The sequence below is a fragment of the Sulfurimonas autotrophica DSM 16294 genome (genome assembly GCF_000147355.1).
Lineage (GTDB): Bacteria > Campylobacterota > Campylobacteria > Campylobacterales > Sulfurimonadaceae > Sulfurimonas > Sulfurimonas autotrophica.
In genome coordinates, this window is sequence record NC_014506.1 from 440,023 (window position 1) to 456,820 (window position 16,798).

Genomic DNA, 16,798 nt, shown 5'->3' on the forward strand with positions numbered 1-16,798 from the left:
TTATGTTTAAAACAGTTTTATGCCATTATTTGTTTACTTAAAAAGGAGTACAATATCTCTAAGAGTTAAAAGCTATTCAGGAGTTTTAAATGTCACAAAATATTAAATGGTTTAATGAAATTGGCATAGAAGATGTTGCCGAGGTCGGCGGAAAAAACGCTTCGCTGGGTGAGATGTACCAAAATTTAACACAAGAAGGTGTACGTGTCCCAAATGGCTTTGCTGTTACATCAAGTGCTTATATACATCTGCTTGATGCAAACAATACCTGGGAAAAACTCCATGCACAACTTGACAATCTTGATGTTAATAATGTTGATGCCCTGCAAAGTGCAGGAAAAAAATGCCGTGAGATAGTTTATAATGCAAAGCTGCCGGATGATTTGCGCGAGGATATTTTACAAGCTTATAAAAAATTAAAAGAAGAATACGGTGAGAGTCTCTCTTTAGCTGTCCGCTCCTCTGCTACTGCGGAAGATTCTCCTGAAGCTTCTTTTGCCGGACAAAATGATACTTATTTGCATATATCAAATGCAGATGAACTGCTTGATGCATATAAGCGCTGTCTTGCCTCAAATTTTACAGACCGTTCTATACATTATAAATATGATAATAGTTTTGATTATTTAAAAGTTTATCTCTCTGTCGTTGTTATGAAAATGGTTCGCAGTGATATAGGTGCAAGCGGTGTGATGTTCTCACTTGATACGGAGACAGGTTTTAAAGATGTTGCTTTTATAAATGCCGCTTTTGGACTCGGTGAAAATGTTGTGCAGGGTACTATTAACCCCGATGCTTTTTATGTGCATAAACCGACGTACAATAAAGGTTTTAAAACTGTACTCAAACGTTCTTTAGGCTCAAAAGAGAAAAAAATGATATTTACAGATACTATCAATCTTGATAATATCGCAGTGGAGTATACAAAAAATATTCCGACAACTCCTGAAGAACAGAGTCACTTTTGTATAACAGATGAAGAGGTAATAGTTCTTGCCGGATACGCTGTTAAAGTTGAAAATCATTACTCTCAAAAAGCCGGTTTTCATAAGCCTATGGATATGGAGTGGGCAAAAGACGGCTTAGACGGGCATCTTTATATGGTGCAGGCACGCCCTGAAACGGTAGAATCTCAGAAGAAAGGCAATGTGCTTGAAACCTATCACTTAAAAGAAAAAGGCAAGGTACTTGTTACGGGTCAGGCAATCGGCACAAAAATCGGACAGGGGAAAGCGCGCTATATAGCAGGTGTAAAAGAGCTCAATACTTTTGAAGCCGGTGAGGTGCTTATAGCAGATACAACCAACCCTGATTGGGAGCCTATAATGAAAATAGCATCTGCCATCATTACAAATAAAGGCGGGCGTACTTGTCATGCAGCCATTCTTTCCCGTGAGCTTGGCATACCTGCCGTTGTAGGTTGTGATAATGCTACCGATGTACTTCAAGATGCCGATAAAGTAACGGTAAGTTGTGCTGAGGGAGAAGAGGGCCATGTCTATGAGGGGCTTTTAGAGTATGAAGTGATAAAAACAGACCTCTCAAATCTACCAAGAACAAAAACAGAGATTATGATGAATCTGGGAAATCCTGATATTGCTTTTTCACTCTCATCTATGCCTGTTGACGGTATAGGTTTAGCCAGAATGGAATTTATCATTAACGAATATATAAAAGCACACCCGATGGCACTCAAACATCCCCAAAAGGTCGATGAAACAACGCGAAAAAAACTAGAAGAGTTGACACAGGCATATAACTCTATGGAAGACTTCTTTGTTAAAACGCTCTCCGAGGGCGTGGCAACCATCGCTTCTTCTGTTTATCCAAAACCGTGTGTAGTGCGCATGAGTGACTTTAAATCAAATGAATATGCAACACTGCTCGGCGGTGAGACTTTTGAGCTCAAAGAAGATAACCCGATGATAGGTTTCCGCGGGGCTTCAAGATATGCGCATCCAAATTATGAAGAGGGCTTTGCCCTAGAATGTGCGGCTATGAAGCGTGTGCGTGATGAGATGGGATTTGACAATGTGACTTTAATGATTCCGTTTTGCCGCAGAGTAGATGAGGGACAACGAGTTCTGGATACTATGGCAAAATACGGTCTTAAACAGGGAGAAAACGGACTGCAGATTTATGTGATGTGTGAAATTCCTAACAATGTCATCCAGATTGATAATTTTAGTAAACTTTTTGACGGTTTCAGCATCGGCAGCAACGACCTTACACAGTTGACTCTCGGAGTAGACCGTGACAGCCAAATCGTTGCTTTTGATTATGATGAACGTGATGAAGGTGTCAAAGAGATGATTCGACTGGCAGTTGAGGGTTGTAAACGCAACAACCGACACAGTGGTATCTGCGGTCAAGCTCCGTCTGATTATCCTGAAATAGCAGAGTATCTTGTGCGTTTAGGTATTGATTCAATGAGTTTGAATCCTGACAGTGTTTTAAAAACTATAGAAAATATAGGAAAACTTGAACAAGAACTAGGGAGATAACAATGTGGAAATGGCATAAAAATTTGAATATAGAGATGAACATAAACAAAAACCTTGTCGACAACTTTAAAAAACACGCCAAAATAAGTGGTATGCTTTTTATTCTTTTTGGATTAGCAGGCATTTTATTCCCTCCTATGATGAGTCTTACGACTACAATTTTGGTAGGCTATTTAATGCTTTTTGCAGGCGTTTCGGCAGGAATACTGACATATAAGAGTAACCCTGAGGACTGGATGGGATGGCTTAAAAGCTTTGTTTTAGTGCTTTCATCACTTTTTATTGTTTTTTATCCGGTTCAGGGCGCAGCAGCACTCGGACTTGTCTTTGCTATATACTTTTTTACGGATGCTTTTGCTAGTTTTTCTTTGGCATTTTCACTCCGACCGCAAAAAATATGGCTGGTCTGGCTTTTTAATGCCATTACATCTTTAGCGCTGGGTGTGTTGTTTGTGATAGGCTGGCCGATGAGTTCACTTTTATTGATTGGAATTCTTGTCGGTATAAGTTTATTGTTTGACGGTATTGCACTGTTGCTCGGCGGTGCTTTTGTTCAAGATATAGATGATGAAAATAATGAAAAAAAGAATGGAGAAGAAAAATGAAATATAATATTCCCGCGGATGTAGATAAAAACAGAGTTTCTCAGTACAAAAAAAATTTAAAAGAGGCGACAAACGGTACAAACCATTTGATGCTTTTTGCAGGTGATCAAAAAGTTGAACATTTAAATAATGACTTTTACGGTAAAGATATTCCGCTAGAAGACAACTCTCCCGAACATATGTTTAAAATTGCTTCAAGTGCAAAAATCGGTGTTTTTGCAACACAGTTTGGGCTTATAAGTAGATATGGCAGAGATTATAAAAATGTGCCTTATCTGGTAAAACTCAATTCTAAAACAAACCTCATACCATATGATAAACAAGACCCTTATTCTCAAAGTTGGATAAGTGTAGGTGATGTAGTAAACTTCGCCAAAGAGAGCGGACTTGACATCAAAGGTGTGGGCTATACACTTTATCTTGGGGGTGAACATGAGCATTCTATGCTGAGTGAAGCTGCAAAAATAGTACATGAAGCCCATAAAAACGGACTATTGGCGGTTCTTTGGATTTATCCAAAAGGTAAATTTGTAAAAGATGAGCATGATGGGCATCTCATAGCAGGTGCAGCAGGTGTCGGTGCGGCTTTGGGTGCTGATTTTGTAAAACTTAAAGTTCCCTATGACAAAGAAGGCAAATTTGACTCAAAACTTTTGCGTGAAGCAACAATGGCGGCAGGAAGAACAGGCATGTTGTGTGAAGGCGGCGCAAAGATAGATGAAAAAGTGTTTTTGACAGAGTTGTATGCACAGATACACAAAGGCGGTAGCCGTGGAAACGGCACAGGACGAAATATCCATCAGCGACCGCTTAAAGAAGCTGTAAAAATGGCAAATGCCATATATGCCATCACATCAGAAAATGCTACTGTAAAAGAAGCATTAAAACTGCTAAAGTAAGGTTGCATTATGAAAATACATTATGACTTGATAGTAATCGGGGCAGGACCGGCCGGGACTCCTGCAGCTATGACAGCTGCACAGTTTGGTGCAAAAGTTTTACTTGTTGATAAAAGAGATGCTCCCGGCGGCGAGTGCCTTTTTGAGGGATGTATTCCTTCGAAAGTATTGGAAAATGCAGCAAATAATTATTGGAGAGTTATAAGCTCTAAGAAGTTTCATATCCAAAATACAAATACGGCGCAAATTCATTGGGAAGCAGTTATACAAGATAAAGACGAAATACTTAAAAAACGTTCTCAGGGTGCGATGCAGGTAATAAAAAAACTTCCTACACTTGATTTTAAACAAGGCACTGCAAAATTTACAGATGCCCATACGCTCAACATAGATGGAGAGTTTTTTTCTTTTGACAAAGCTCTTATTGCAACAGGCGGAAAAACTACAATTCCTCCTTTGAAAGGAAACGGTGTTGATAAAATTTGGACAAACAAAGATGTGTTTTTTGAAAAAGAGTTGCCAAAAGAGTTGCTATTTATAGGTGCCGGAGCTATCAGCTGTGAACTGACACAGATGTTTAATAAGCTTGGTGTGAAGTGTCATATTTTAGAACGTAGTGAACGAATATTGAGACATCTTCCTTCAGAAGCTGCCCTTACAGTACAAAATAAAATGATTGAAAATGGGGTCACCGTTGATTTACATGTAGATTTACAAAAGATTGATTATGAAAATGACAAATTTATTGTTACATTTATGCAAGAGGGCAAAGAACGCATCTTAGAATGTAAACATGTGCTTATGGCAACCGGTCGCGGTGCAAATGTTGATGGACTTGAACTTGAAAATGCAAATGTGGAGTATAACAAAGGCGGAGTAGTCGTCAATAAACAACTGCAATCATCACAAGCACATATCTATGCTTGCGGCGATTGTGTGCCGGGTCCAAAATTTGCACATACCGCAACGTATGAAGCAGGTATAGTTGTGCATAATATGTTTGCACCGAGTTCACATTTTGTAAATTATGATAAAAATTCATGGGTACTCTTTAGTGATCCTCAAATCGGTATTGCCGGCATAAATGAACAACAGGCACATGAGAGAGGATTAGATGTAGATATCGCAACTTATGATTATTCACAAGATGCAAGAAGCCAGATAGACAAAAGCACAGAGGGATTTGTGAAATTTATTATAGATAAAAAATCGAAAGTTATTATAGGCATAGAGATTGTCAGCGAAGATGCAGCTTCGCTTCTAGGCGAAGCTGCTTTAATAGTGGCTAATGAAATGAACAGTATGGATATTATGAAAGCCATCCATCCGCATCCGACATTAACAGAAAGCTTTGGTAAATTGGCACAACAGATATTTTTCAAATCTATGATGCAAAGAAACAGATGATAAAACATGTCAAATTCAATAATTAAAAGTCTTAGAAGCTTTTGATTTATGAAGAAATCATATTGTGGCTGTTTCTCTCTTTTTTAGTGCCAGACTCCTTCAAGCGAGTAGCCGCAATGCGGACAGGTTCCATTCTCATCAAGTTCATTGGTGACGTATTGTCCGATTTGCCCTTGTCGGTCGATTACTCTTTCACCACATTGAGGACAGTAAGTTGATTCATAATCTTCATCCGCGATATTGCCTACATAAATATACTTTAGACCTTCTTCTTTACCTATTTTGTAAGCTCTACGCAGTGTTGATAACGGTGTAGAAGGAACATCCAGCATTTTATACATGGGATGAAAGGCAGAGAGGTGCCATGGCATTGTCGGATCGACCTCTGCTATAAATTTAGCAATATTCCTTATTTCCTCATCCGAATCATTTTTCCCTGGAATTAATAGTGTTGTTATCTCTACCCAGATTCCTTTTTCATGCGCGTATTTGACACATTCCAATACCGGTTTGAGTCTGGCACCGCAAATTTCTTTGTAAAATTCTTCTGTAAAGCCTTTAATATCTATATTCATTCCGTCGATATATGGTGCAAGTAAATCCAAGGCTTTACGTGTTTCAAATCCACTGGTAACATAGATATTTTTCAGCCCTTTTTCATGCGCCAGTTTTGCCGTATCATAAGTGTATTCAAAAAAGACGATTGGCTCATTATAAGTATAGGCAATAGATTTACATCCATTTTCAATGGCAAGCTCAATGATACGCTCCGGTGGAAGTTCCTTACCGAATATTTTATGTTCATGCTCTTTTGGATATTGAGAAATATCGAAATTTTGGCAAAATTTACAAGAAAAATTACAGCCTACTGTTCCAAGCGAAAAGGCTTTCGTGTTAGGCAGAAAATTGAACATTGGTTTTTTCTCTACCGGGTCTATGTTCACCGCAGCGGCAAGTCCATATACAAGCAGTTTGAGCTCGCCGTCTTCTACTTTTCTTACCCCACAAATTCCGTATTCACCTTCATCCATCTTACATGACTGCGCACATGCTTGACAGAGAATTTTTCCGCTACTGAGTTTTTTACTCAACCATGCTGTTGCTGACATCTTTTCTCCTTTATAAGTCGTGAAAATATCCTTATTGTACCATTAAAATCTTCTATTTGCTATAAAAATGATATGATATAAAAATAGAGTTGGTTTGTAAATGTTCTAGTATTGTAAAAAGAAGGAGGGTTTTTCATGTATTATTTTGTTTCAGAAGCTGTATCAGCAGGTCATCCGGATAAATGTGCAGATATTATTGCTGATTCAATTGTAGATAGATTACTGCAGCTTGACTCCACCGCAAAAGTAGCAACGGAGGTATTTATAAGCGGTAAGCATATTATTATTGGAGGAGAAGTTAAAACTGCTGCATTAGTAGATACTTCATTTTATGAAGAGATTGCGAGAGAAGCACTTAAGCAGATAGGATATCCTGAGATTGGATTTAAGAAAGATGAAACACTTTTTCCGGATGAGACAGATATTGAAGTCTATATCAGCAGGCAGTCTCCCGATATTACAATGGGAGTTGTTAAAGAAGATGATGAAATAGGGGCCGGAGATCAGGGAATGATATTTGGATATGCAACAAGTGAGCGTGAAGATTGCATGCCGACAGCTTTTTCTTATGCCAGACAAATAAGAGATGTATTGTATCAATATGCACTTAAAAATCCAAAAATATTCGGAGTAGACATAAAAACTGAAATAGTAATGGATTATGGCAGTAAGGAAAATTTTGATAATTGTAAGCCGCAACGTATTGCAAAAATCATTGTAGCTATTCCGCATAACAGTAGTGTTGAGGCGGAGGAAGTGCAAGTGTTGGTTAAAAAAATCATAGCAGAGGAAGTAAACTTCAAAGCAGGGCATTTTAATGAAGATTCCATTGTGTTTTATATAAACAATACAGGAAGGTATGTAACACATTCGCCGATAGCAGATTCCGGTTTGACAGGAAGAAAGGTAGTCTGTGACACTTATGGAAGTTACGCTCCAATAGGCGGAGGAGCCCAAAGTTCAAAGGACTACAGTAAAGTTGACCGTTCGGCACTTTATGCTGCGAGATGGCTGGCAAAACATATTGTAGCAGCGGGACTTGCAAAAAAAGCTTTGGTACAGCTCTCTTATGTGATTGCCGAAGCCAGACCGATTGCTGTTACGGTCGATACACAACATACAAGTCTAATAAAAATGAAAGATGAAGAACTTTCTCAAATAATTGCAGATAAATTTTCATTAAGTCCCAAATGGATTATGCAAAAGTTTCATTTAAATAAACCAAGTAAAGAGAGTTTTTTATATGCAGATATTGCTGCAAAAGGGCAGGTTGGTTATGCGCAATATCCATGGGAACAGCTAGATGAATTAAACTGGTTTAAAAGCCTAAAAGAATAAAGAAGATATTATGATAAATAAAGACCCGTCTGTTAATATAGCTATACCCAAACTTCCCAAAGCGATTGATGGTTTGAAAGAAATTTCACTTAATTTATGGTGGACATGGAACCCTAGAGGTAAAAATCTTTTTAAACGACTCAATGCCTACCTATGGAAAGAGAGTAGTCATAATCCCATTGCAATGCTTAAAAATATGTCAAAAGAGGAATTAGACAAAGCATGTGCGGACGAATATTTTATGCGTGAATATCATTATGTATATGACATGTTTAAAGTATATATTAATGATACTAATATTTATGCAGATGAACCTCTTCCTATCGCATATTTTTGTGCAGAATACGGTCTGCATCATTCTGTGCCTATTTATTCAGGTGGACTTGGATTTTTAGCGGGAGATATTTTAAAAGAGTCAAGTGATATGGGTCTGCCGATGGTAGGTATAGGTTTTATGTATCCAAAGGGTTATGTTCGTCAGTTTATCGGTACGGATGGTTGGCAAAACGGAGCAGAAGAGCCTTTAGAAAAAGATGTAGCACCGATTGAAAGAGTTTTAGATAAAGATGAAAATCACTTTACAATAGAGGTGCCCTTTATTGATCCGCCCGTATATGCAAGTGTATGGAAAATTAATGTCGGTCGGGTTACGCTTTATCTGCTTGATACCGATATTGAAAAAAATGATCCTTGGGACAGGCAGATTTCTTCAAGACTTTATACCTCCGATAGAAATCAAAGACTGCGACAGCAGATTGTACTCGGTATAGGCGGGTACAGAGTGCTTGAGGAACTCGGTATTGAGTATTCCATTTTACATCTTAATGAAGGGCATCCTGCTTTTGCTCTTTTTGAGAGAGTGAGAAGTTTTATGGAAAATGATAAATTAAGTTTGGATGCAGCTATCCAAAAAGTGAAAAAGACATCTGTATTTACAACGCATACGCCACTTCAAGCCGCGACTGATGTTTATAATTTTGACATGATAAGTGCATCCTTTAAAGATTACTGGGAAAAATTAGGGATGAATAAAGAGCAATTCATGAGTTTTGGACTTAACCCTGATAATCAAAGTGCAGGTTTTAATATGACGGTTTTCGGTATAAATATGTGTGATAACAGAAATGCAGTCAGTAAAAAGCATTGTGAAGTGGCTACAAAAATATGGGAACATGTGCTGCCAAAAATGAAAGATGATAAACCGGCTATGGATTATGTGACAAACGGTGTGCATTTGCCGACATGGATTGGTGATGAACTTGCTGAGGTAATAATGAGTTCTTTAGGAGACAAATGGAGTTTGATACAAGATGACAGTGCATTATGGGGTTTTGTAAAGGAAATAAATAACAAAAAACTTTGGGATATTTCACAAAGAAGCAAAGTTGCAATGGTTAACTTTATAAGAGAGCGTGTGCGGATTAAATATGCGCAAGATGGAATAGACCCTGTTGTGGCTATGGCGGAGGGAGTATTGTTAGATCCGGATATTTTAACAATTGGCTTTGCCCGTCGTATGACTGAATATAAACGGCCTGATTTGATTTTGCATGATTTAGACAGACTGGAGAAAATTTTAAATAATAGCGGTAAGCCTGTTCAAATTATTTTTGCAGGGAAAGCTCATCCTTCTGATATGGCAGGGAAAAAAATACTGCAGCATATATTTAAGACAGCTCAAGATTGCAGATTTAGAGGGCGCATAGCTTTTGTGGAAGATTATGGTGAAAATGTTGCAAAGTATTTAGTTCATGGTGTAGATATATGGCTGAATAATCCACAAATTCCTATGGAGGCTTGCGGTACGAGCGGTATGAAGGCTTCGCTCAATGGCACACTTCATTTGTCAGTTTTAGATGGCTGGTGGCCGGAGGCTTACAATGGAAAAAATGGTTGGGCATTCGGAGTAGAACCGTCTGAGAATGCCAAAGATGCCTCAGCTTTATATGATTTACTGGAAAATGAAATAGTGCCGCTTTTTTATGATGTAGATAATAAAGGAGTGCCTAATAACTGGATACTAAAAATGAAAGAGGCAATGCTAAGCATACCGCCTGAGTTCAGTGCAAGGAGAATGATGAAGGATTATCTTGAAAAATTCTACATTCCTATATCAAAAGACTTGCAAAATAAAGAGAGTTAGAGCAAAACAATGGCACTGAGATTAATAGAAATTATTGTACCAAAAGCAAAAAAGAAAAATATTATAGATTTAAAAAAACTGCCGTTAGTTATAGACGCATGGCAGGAAGAAAATACGGTTTCAAATTTTATTTTTAAAATTTTAGTTGAAGCTGAAAATTCTGAAGTCTTAATTGATAAAGTATCAAGACTTTTTAAAAAAGATGAAATATTTCGCATTGTAGTGCAGGATGTCGAAGCAACACTTCCTTTAGTGGAAGTTCCGCTAAAGGAGCCAATCAAAAAAAGTATAGGCAAACTAACAGTGAGCAGAGAAGAGTTGTATAATCAGGTTGCCGGCATGGCAGAACTCAATTATCTTTATCTGCTTATGATTGCATTTGCAACTATTATTGCATCTTTTGGTTTTATAGAAGATAAATGGGTGGTTATTATCGGTGCTATGGTCGTTGCACCGCTAATAGCACCTAATATAGCTTTTTCTTTGGGTGTTGTTCTTGGAGATAAAAATCTTGGAATGATGGGTATACTTGCTATGGGAGCCGGTGTTTTACTGGTGTTGGCAATCTCTTTAATACTCGGTTTGACTTATCCACCTGATATTGCTTCAAAATCTCTGCAAAGTACACTCTTTTTTAGTTATGCAGATATAATCGTCGCACTTGCTTCAGGTGCAGTTGCCGTATTGGCATTTACATCAGGAACAGCCTTTGCCCTTATTGGAGTGATGGTCTCTATCTCTCTTTTACCTCCTTTGGTTGCAGCAGGTTTAGTACTTGGAATGGGAAATTTTTATCTCTTTAGCAGTGCGATAACACTTTTTTTGATTAATTTTGTTGCATTGAATCTTTCTGGCGTTGTAACGTTTTGGTTTCAAGGTGTTCGTCCTAAAAACTGGTGGGAAGAGAAAAAAGCAAAACATTATCGCCTTGCAGCGACAGGCATGTGGCTCTTTTTGTTAATTATTTTAATTATTATTATCTACTTGACGCATATAAATTTCTTATTTACTTAAAAAGATTATAATTAACAAATAGTCATAAACTTTTCAAAGGATGGTTTTATGAAAAAACGTGTAGCAATTAACGGTTTGGGGCGTATAGGAAATCAGGTACTCAGACATTATATTAATAATCTGCCGCAAAACTGTGAGATAGTTGCGGCAAATACTTCAAGCGTAGAAGATGCGGCATATCTTTTACAATATGATTCTGTTCACGGGCGGGCAGGCTTTGATATACAAACAAGAGAAAATAAACTTATTATTGACAGACATGAAATAACGATAGTAAGCAGTCATAATCCCCTGGAATTACCATGGAAAGAACTCGGCATAGATATTGTCATAGACTGTACGGGACGTTTTACCGATGGAACACTGGCAGTACAGCATATTCAGGCAGGCGCCAAAAAAGTATTAATTTCAGCACCGGGAAAAAATGTTGATTTGACAATAGTAAAAGGTGTGAATCATCAAGCGTATGACAGTGCAAAACATCATATCATTTCAAATGCATCGTGTACCACAAATTCATTAGCACCTGTTATGAAAGTATTGGAAGAAGAGTTTGGGGTAGAAAATGCCATGATAACGACAACACATGCCTATACATCTTCACAGGTAACGGTTGACAAGCGTGCAAAAAAACGCAGACGCGGTCGTGCAGCTGCTGTAAATATCATACCTACTACAACAGGGGCGGCGGTCGCAACTATTGAAGTCATCCCGGCTTTGGAGGGAAAAATGGAAGCGATGGCGTTGAGGGTTCCTGTACCTGACGGTGCTATTACAGAAGTTGTGGCACTGCTAAACAAAGATGTGAATGCAGATGAGGTGAATGCAGCTTTTATAAAGGCTTCACAAGGCGAACTGCAGGGAATTTTGGAGTTTACAAAAGATGAAATAGTCTCCTCCGATATTTTAGGAAATCGTCACTCATCTATTGTGGACGGACTTTCAACCTCCGTCATAGGAGGACGAATGGTTAAAGTAATGGCGTGGTATGATAATGAATACGGATATTCACAAAGACTGCTTGAAGTAGCTGACTATATGGCTTCAAAATTATAAAAAGAGAGGATGCAATTATGAAAAAGTTTTTAGTGACTGTTTTATTGGGAAGTCTGTTTTTTAGCGGATGTGCAACAAGAGGTTTGCAGGAGATGGATGCCAATTCCGTAAATTATGAAATGAGTTATCAGGTCGGAATTGTGAAGCGTATTAAACCTGTTGTTATAAAAGATAACGGAGCAGGTACGTTTGTCGGAGCAATTACGGGTGCAGTTCTTGGCTCATTGGTAGGAAAAGGAAGAGGAAATACTTTAGCAACTCTAGGCGGTGGTTTAGGCGGTGCTTATGTCGGAAACCAAATAGGAAAAGCCAATGCACAGGAGTTGAGCGTAGCACTTAATGACGGTAGGAATGTTGTTGTTCTTGCAAAAGGAAAAGATTTTTATGTCGGTCAGCGAGTCCGTATAGTCAAACATGACGGTAGAGTTTACAGTGTAGAGGCATTTTAAGATGTTGAGTCCGCTAGCAGGGAAATTAACTCCTCATTCAAAGTTAATAGATGTTGCCTCACTGATTGCCGATTATTATGAATATGAACCTGATTACTCTTTAGAGAGCCAAAAGGTGAGCTTTGGAACGTCCGGTCATCGTGGAAGTGCATTTAAAAAAAGTTTCAATGAGGCACATGTCTTGGCAATTACTCAAGCGGTATGTGAGTACAAAAAAAAGATGGGTTATAACAGTGTGCTCTACATTGGCAAAGATACACATGCACTCTCAACGCCTGCACAAATGAGTGCTGTTCGTGTATGTGCAGCAAATGGTATTCATATTGCCATCGCTAAAGATGGAATTTATACACCGACCCCTTTAATCTCCTTTGCAATTTTAGAGCATAATAAAAAAGAACAAGCGACGGCAGACGGCATCGTTATTACCCCTTCACACAACCCTCCTTCTGACGGCGGTTTTAAATATAATCCGCCAAACGGAGGACCTGCCGATACCGATGTAACTTCTCTTATAGAAAAACGCGCGAATGAAATACTCAAAAACAATCTTGAGGATGTAGCATTTGTCTCCTATGAAAAGGCACTCCAATCCCAATATGTTACAGAGTATGATTTTATCACGCCTTATGTAGAAGCACTCTCTAAAATTATAGATTTTAAAGCGATAAAAAATGCTAAATTTAAGTTAGCGGCAGACCCATTGGGCGGTTCATCCATACAGGTTTACGAGAAAATAAAAGAGTATTATCATCTTGATATGGATATTATCCATCCATATGCAGATTTTACTTTTTCTTTTATGACACTGGATCATGACGGAAAAATCCGTATGGACTGCTCATCACCTTATGCGATGGCTTCACTGCTTAAACTCAAAGAGAAGTATGATTTGGCTTTTGCAAATGATACAGATGCAGACAGACATGGAATAGTTACACCAAAAGGCGGACTTATTAATCCGAACCATTATTTGAGTGTGGCTATTTGGTACCTCTTTACGCATAGAAAAAACTTTACCAAAGATTTAAAAGTTGGAAAAACTTTAGTCTCAAGTTCTATGATAGACAGAATCTGCGCAAATCTCGGTATAGAAGTTTATGAAGTGCCGGTAGGTTTTAAATGGTTTGCCCAAGGTCTGTTTGAGGGATGGCTTGGTTTTGGCGGAGAAGAGAGTGCGGGAGCATCTTTTTTAAGAAACGATGCCTCTGTATGGACGACAGACAAAGACGGGTTGATTATGACACTGCTTTCAGCTGAGATTATGGCAGTGACCGGTAAAGATATTGCAGATATTTATGCAGAATTTGAAAAAGAGTTCGGGGCTTCTTATTATGCGCGTATAGATGCTCCTGCTACGCTGGAGCAAAAAAAGATACTCAAAAATCTCAATGCGGACTCTATAGATATTCAAATGCTCGGCGATGAAAAAATCGAAAAAATTCTTACCAAAGCTTCAGGCAACGGTGCAGCCATAGGCGGACTCAAAATTGTCACACAAAACGGCTGGGTTGCCATGCGACCGTCGGGAACAGAAGATATTTATAAAATATATGCCGAAAGTTTTCTCTCAAAAGAGCATTTAAGTGCTATTCAAAAAGAAGCGCAGGAAATTATGAAAGGTTTATTTTCCGAAGCAAGGTTTTCAAACGCTAAAGTGTGACTTAGAAAAAAACTAAATTTTTTTCTGTAACCTTGCCTTTTAGGTTTTTAAACAAATCAGCCTAGGTTCCGAAAAAAATTAATCTTATAGTAAAAAAAGGGAGTAATATGAAAGCAGTAGTTATGGCGGGCGGATTCGGAACAAGAATCCAGCCTTTGACAAATTCACGGCCTAAGCCGATGTTACCGATAATGAACAAGCCTATGATGGAGTATACAATGATGATGCTCAAAGATTTAGGTATAACAGAGTTTATAGTGCTTTTATATTTTAAACCCGAAATTATTCAAGATTACTTCAAAGACGGCAGTGATTTCGGTATAAATATAAGCTATGTTATACCTGATGATGATTACGGTACGGCGGGAGCCGTGAAACTTGCGCAGGAACTTATAGGGGATGAGAATTTTATTATAATCAGCGGAGACTTAGTTACTGATTTTAACTTTAAAAAACTTTTTACATTCCATAAAGAAAAAAAATCAAAACTCTCCATCGGGCTTACATCTGTTGAAAATCCTCTGCAATTTGGTGTAGTTATAGCCAATGAAGAGGGTGTGATTGAAAAATTTCTTGAAAAACCGAGCTGGGGAGAGGTTTTCAGTGACACCATCAATACCGGTATTTATATAATAGAGCCTGAAATTTTGGATTTTATCCCTGAGGGTGAAAATTTTGATTTTGCAAAAGATTTGTTCCCTGCTTTAATGGATAAAAAGATAGAATTGATGGCTTATAACTTAAAAGGCTATTGGCGTGATGTTGGTAATCCGCAAAGTTATCGAGAGGTATATGAAGATATATTAGGCGGTGAGGTAAAGTTTAAAATACCGGGAAAAAAGAAAAAATACCCTGATGGAGTGCTGTATTCATTAGGTGAAAATAAGCTTGCGGATTCCGTTGAAATTATCGGTACAGTTGTATTGGGCCATAATGTAACGATTCAAAGAAATGTAAAACTTACAAACACTGTTATAGGCGACAACGTACACATAGGGGATGCTAGTAAAATTAAGAATTCTGTCTTTTGGGAAGATATACAAGTCTCTCGGCATGCTTTTATGGATAGTTGTGTTATTTGTAATGATAATATAATTGAAAAAAATGTCACAGCAACTGCAGGGCTTATACTGGCAGAAGGGTGTGAAGTAGGGGAATTAACACGTTTTGACAAAGATGTAATTATATGGCCAAATAAAAAAATAGAACCGGCTTCAGTAGTGACAAATAATCTGATTTTGGGGAGTAAATACAAAAATTCTATTTTTGAAGACGGAAGTGTCTATGGTAAAAGCAACATTGAACTTTCTTGTGAAATGGCTACAAAATTGGGAGAAGCTTTGGGTGCTCAACTGCCGGTTCATTCTACTGTGTTAGCCGGACGTGACCATGATAAAAATTCACGTATGATAAAACGTGCTTTTTTAGGAGGTTTAGTATCATCAGGTGTAAATATATTAGATTTAAAAGAGACACCGCCGTCAGTGCTCAGATTTACTCTTGCTCACAGCAGCAACATTATTGCAGGCGTACATTTTAAAAGATGTTTAAATGATACGGCTAGTTCTGAGATAACATTCTTTAATGATGAAGCAATGAAAATACATTCAGAATCTGCCAAAACAATCGAAAAAACTTTTTTTACAGAGAAATTCCGCCGTGTTGATTATAATCAAATAGGGAGAATTCGAGATACCCAACACAATATAGAGTGTAGTAATTATCAACGGGCTATTATGGATAATATAGACCATAAGATTGTAAAACATGAAAATTTCAAAGTAGTTATGGATTTAATGCATGGTACAACGATAGATATATTTCCAAAAATTATCAATGATATGGCAGTAGAACATGTAACACTTAATTCTTATTATGATGAGCAAAAATTAACGAATATCTCTATGCTGGAGAAAAAATCACGGCTTAATGTATCAAAAATTGTACGCTGCCTTAACTATGATATGGGATTTTTAATCTATCCCAATGCCCAGCAGTTGGTTTTAGTAGCTGAAAACGGTGTTGTTTTGAGTAAAGTAAAAGCTCTGTATGCCGTACTTGAGTTATTGAATTTAGATGCCATGAATACAAAGAAAAAAGTTTTTTTACCGACTTGGGCGCCTGATATAAGATATTTTAAAAATCTTATAATTGAGCGAGGCAAGTATAGTGATTTTAAAGTGGAAAAATTAAAAGAGTATGATTTGATTGCTACGGTGGATGGGAATTTTGTTTTTACGGAATTCAGCTATACCCGTGATGCTATTTATGCGAGTTTTAAAATCATGGAGCTTTTAAGCATCTATAAAATTGATTTGTCAATTCTTATAACGAGTTTGAGCGATTTCTACTATAAACAATTTAAGGTTGATTGTCCACAAAAGTTAAAGGGTAAAATGATGAGAAAATTTCTTCAATATGCAAAGGGGAAGAAATCATCATCAGAAGTGGGTGTGAAAATTTGGGAAGGCAAAAATGATTGGGTATTAATGATACCTGATCAGTACAGCGAACATCTTAACCTCTATATTCAGGCTGAGAATGACGAAAAAGGAGAGTTGCTCTATGAATCATATTTGAAAAAAATAGAGCAGTTTTCACAAGAATAGGA

At 37.7% G+C, this 16,798-nt stretch carries 12 protein-coding genes; 11 read left to right on the forward strand and 1 reads right to left on the reverse strand.

Annotated elements, in window-relative coordinates; all coding sequences use genetic code 11:
- Positions 1-89: 89 nt before the first annotated feature.
- The 4 genes from ppsA to SAUT_RS11545 are packed head-to-tail and all read left to right on the forward strand — an operon-like array spanning position 90 to position 5,415.
- The gene (gene ppsA / locus SAUT_RS02310; RefSeq protein ID WP_013326266.1) at positions 90-2,504 is read left to right on the forward strand and encodes a phosphoenolpyruvate synthase; all 2,415 of its coding nucleotides are present in this window, start codon (positions 90-92) and stop codon (positions 2,502-2,504) included.
- A gap of 2 nt (positions 2,505-2,506) precedes the next feature.
- The gene (locus SAUT_RS02315) at positions 2,507-3,109 is read left to right on the forward strand and encodes an HdeD family acid-resistance protein (protein WP_013326267.1); all 603 of its coding nucleotides are present in this window, start codon (positions 2,507-2,509) and stop codon (positions 3,107-3,109) included.
- A complete protein-coding gene (locus tag SAUT_RS02320) occupies positions 3,106-4,008 on the forward strand; it encodes a beta/alpha barrel domain-containing protein (RefSeq protein ID WP_013326268.1) in 903 nt (300 codons plus the stop codon). The genes SAUT_RS02315 and SAUT_RS02320 overlap by 4 nt, the downstream gene beginning before the upstream one ends.
- A 9-nt stretch (positions 4,009-4,017) precedes the next feature.
- Positions 4,018-5,415: a dihydrolipoyl dehydrogenase family protein gene (locus SAUT_RS11545; protein WP_013326269.1), complete on the forward strand. Its 1,398-nt coding sequence runs from the start codon at positions 4,018-4,020 to the stop codon at positions 5,413-5,415.
- Between the two features lie 83 nt (positions 5,416-5,498).
- Here the strand turns inward: SAUT_RS11545 and amrS are convergent, their stop codons facing one another.
- Positions 5,499-6,524 (reverse strand): AmmeMemoRadiSam system radical SAM enzyme, encoded by a 1,026-nt coding sequence (gene amrS, locus SAUT_RS02330; RefSeq protein ID WP_013326270.1) that lies wholly within the window; start codon positions 6,522-6,524, stop codon positions 5,499-5,501.
- A 135-nt stretch (positions 6,525-6,659) separates the two neighbouring features.
- On the opposite strand from amrS, the gene metK reads away from it, so the two are divergent.
- From metK to SAUT_RS02365, 7 genes are all read left to right on the forward strand, one after another.
- Positions 6,660-7,862 (forward strand): methionine adenosyltransferase, encoded by a 1,203-nt coding sequence (gene metK / locus SAUT_RS02335; protein WP_013326271.1) that lies wholly within the window; start codon positions 6,660-6,662, stop codon positions 7,860-7,862.
- Between the two features lie 10 nt (positions 7,863-7,872).
- Entirely contained in the window at positions 7,873-10,005 is a 2,133-nt protein-coding gene (gene glgP / locus SAUT_RS02340) for an alpha-glucan family phosphorylase (protein ID WP_013326272.1), read from the forward strand.
- Between the two features lie 9 nt (positions 10,006-10,014).
- A complete protein-coding gene (locus SAUT_RS02345; RefSeq protein ID WP_013326273.1) occupies positions 10,015-11,019 on the forward strand; it encodes a TIGR00341 family protein in 1,005 nt (334 codons plus the stop codon).
- Positions 11,020-11,067: 48 nt separating this feature from the next.
- Entirely contained in the window at positions 11,068-12,075 is a 1,008-nt protein-coding gene (gap, locus tag SAUT_RS02350; protein ID WP_013326274.1) for a type I glyceraldehyde-3-phosphate dehydrogenase, read from the forward strand.
- A gap of 17 nt (positions 12,076-12,092) precedes the next feature.
- Positions 12,093-12,524 (forward strand): outer membrane lipoprotein, encoded by a 432-nt coding sequence (locus SAUT_RS02355; RefSeq protein ID WP_013326275.1) that lies wholly within the window; start codon positions 12,093-12,095, stop codon positions 12,522-12,524.
- 1 nt (position 12,525) lies between these two features.
- Positions 12,526-14,187, forward strand: coding sequence for a phosphoglucomutase (alpha-D-glucose-1,6-bisphosphate-dependent) (gene pgm / locus SAUT_RS02360; protein ID WP_013326276.1), 1,662 nt, complete (start codon positions 12,526-12,528; stop codon positions 14,185-14,187).
- A 107-nt stretch (positions 14,188-14,294) separates the two neighbouring features.
- Complete coding sequence (locus SAUT_RS02365; protein ID WP_013326277.1) at positions 14,295-16,796, forward strand: sugar phosphate nucleotidyltransferase; 2,502 nt, start codon at positions 14,295-14,297, stop codon at positions 16,794-16,796.
- The last annotated feature ends 2 nt before the right edge of the window (positions 16,797-16,798 follow it).

What these genes read in the sequence shown, in the direction of transcription:
- ppsA (WP_013326266.1), top strand. Translation starts at nt 90, where the DNA reads ATGTCACAAAATATTAAATGGTTTAATGAAATTGGCATAGAAGATGTT.
- SAUT_RS02315 (WP_013326267.1), top strand. Translation starts at nt 2,507, where the DNA reads ATGTGGAAATGGCATAAAAATTTGAATATAGAGATGAACATAAACAAA.
- SAUT_RS02320 (WP_013326268.1), top strand. Translation starts at nt 3,106, where the DNA reads ATGAAATATAATATTCCCGCGGATGTAGATAAAAACAGAGTTTCTCAG.
- SAUT_RS11545 (WP_013326269.1), top strand. Translation starts at nt 4,018, where the DNA reads ATGAAAATACATTATGACTTGATAGTAATCGGGGCAGGACCGGCCGGG.
- amrS (WP_013326270.1), bottom strand. Translation starts at nt 6,524, where the DNA reads ATGTCAGCAACAGCATGGTTGAGTAAAAAACTCAGTAGCGGAAAAATT.
- metK (WP_013326271.1), top strand. Translation starts at nt 6,660, where the DNA reads ATGTATTATTTTGTTTCAGAAGCTGTATCAGCAGGTCATCCGGATAAA.
- glgP (WP_013326272.1), top strand. Translation starts at nt 7,873, where the DNA reads ATGATAAATAAAGACCCGTCTGTTAATATAGCTATACCCAAACTTCCC.
- SAUT_RS02345 (WP_013326273.1), top strand. Translation starts at nt 10,015, where the DNA reads ATGGCACTGAGATTAATAGAAATTATTGTACCAAAAGCAAAAAAGAAA.
- gap (WP_013326274.1), top strand. Translation starts at nt 11,068, where the DNA reads ATGAAAAAACGTGTAGCAATTAACGGTTTGGGGCGTATAGGAAATCAG.
- SAUT_RS02355 (WP_013326275.1), top strand. Translation starts at nt 12,093, where the DNA reads ATGAAAAAGTTTTTAGTGACTGTTTTATTGGGAAGTCTGTTTTTTAGC.
- pgm (WP_013326276.1), top strand. Translation starts at nt 12,526, where the DNA reads ATGTTGAGTCCGCTAGCAGGGAAATTAACTCCTCATTCAAAGTTAATA.
- SAUT_RS02365 (WP_013326277.1), top strand. Translation starts at nt 14,295, where the DNA reads ATGAAAGCAGTAGTTATGGCGGGCGGATTCGGAACAAGAATCCAGCCT.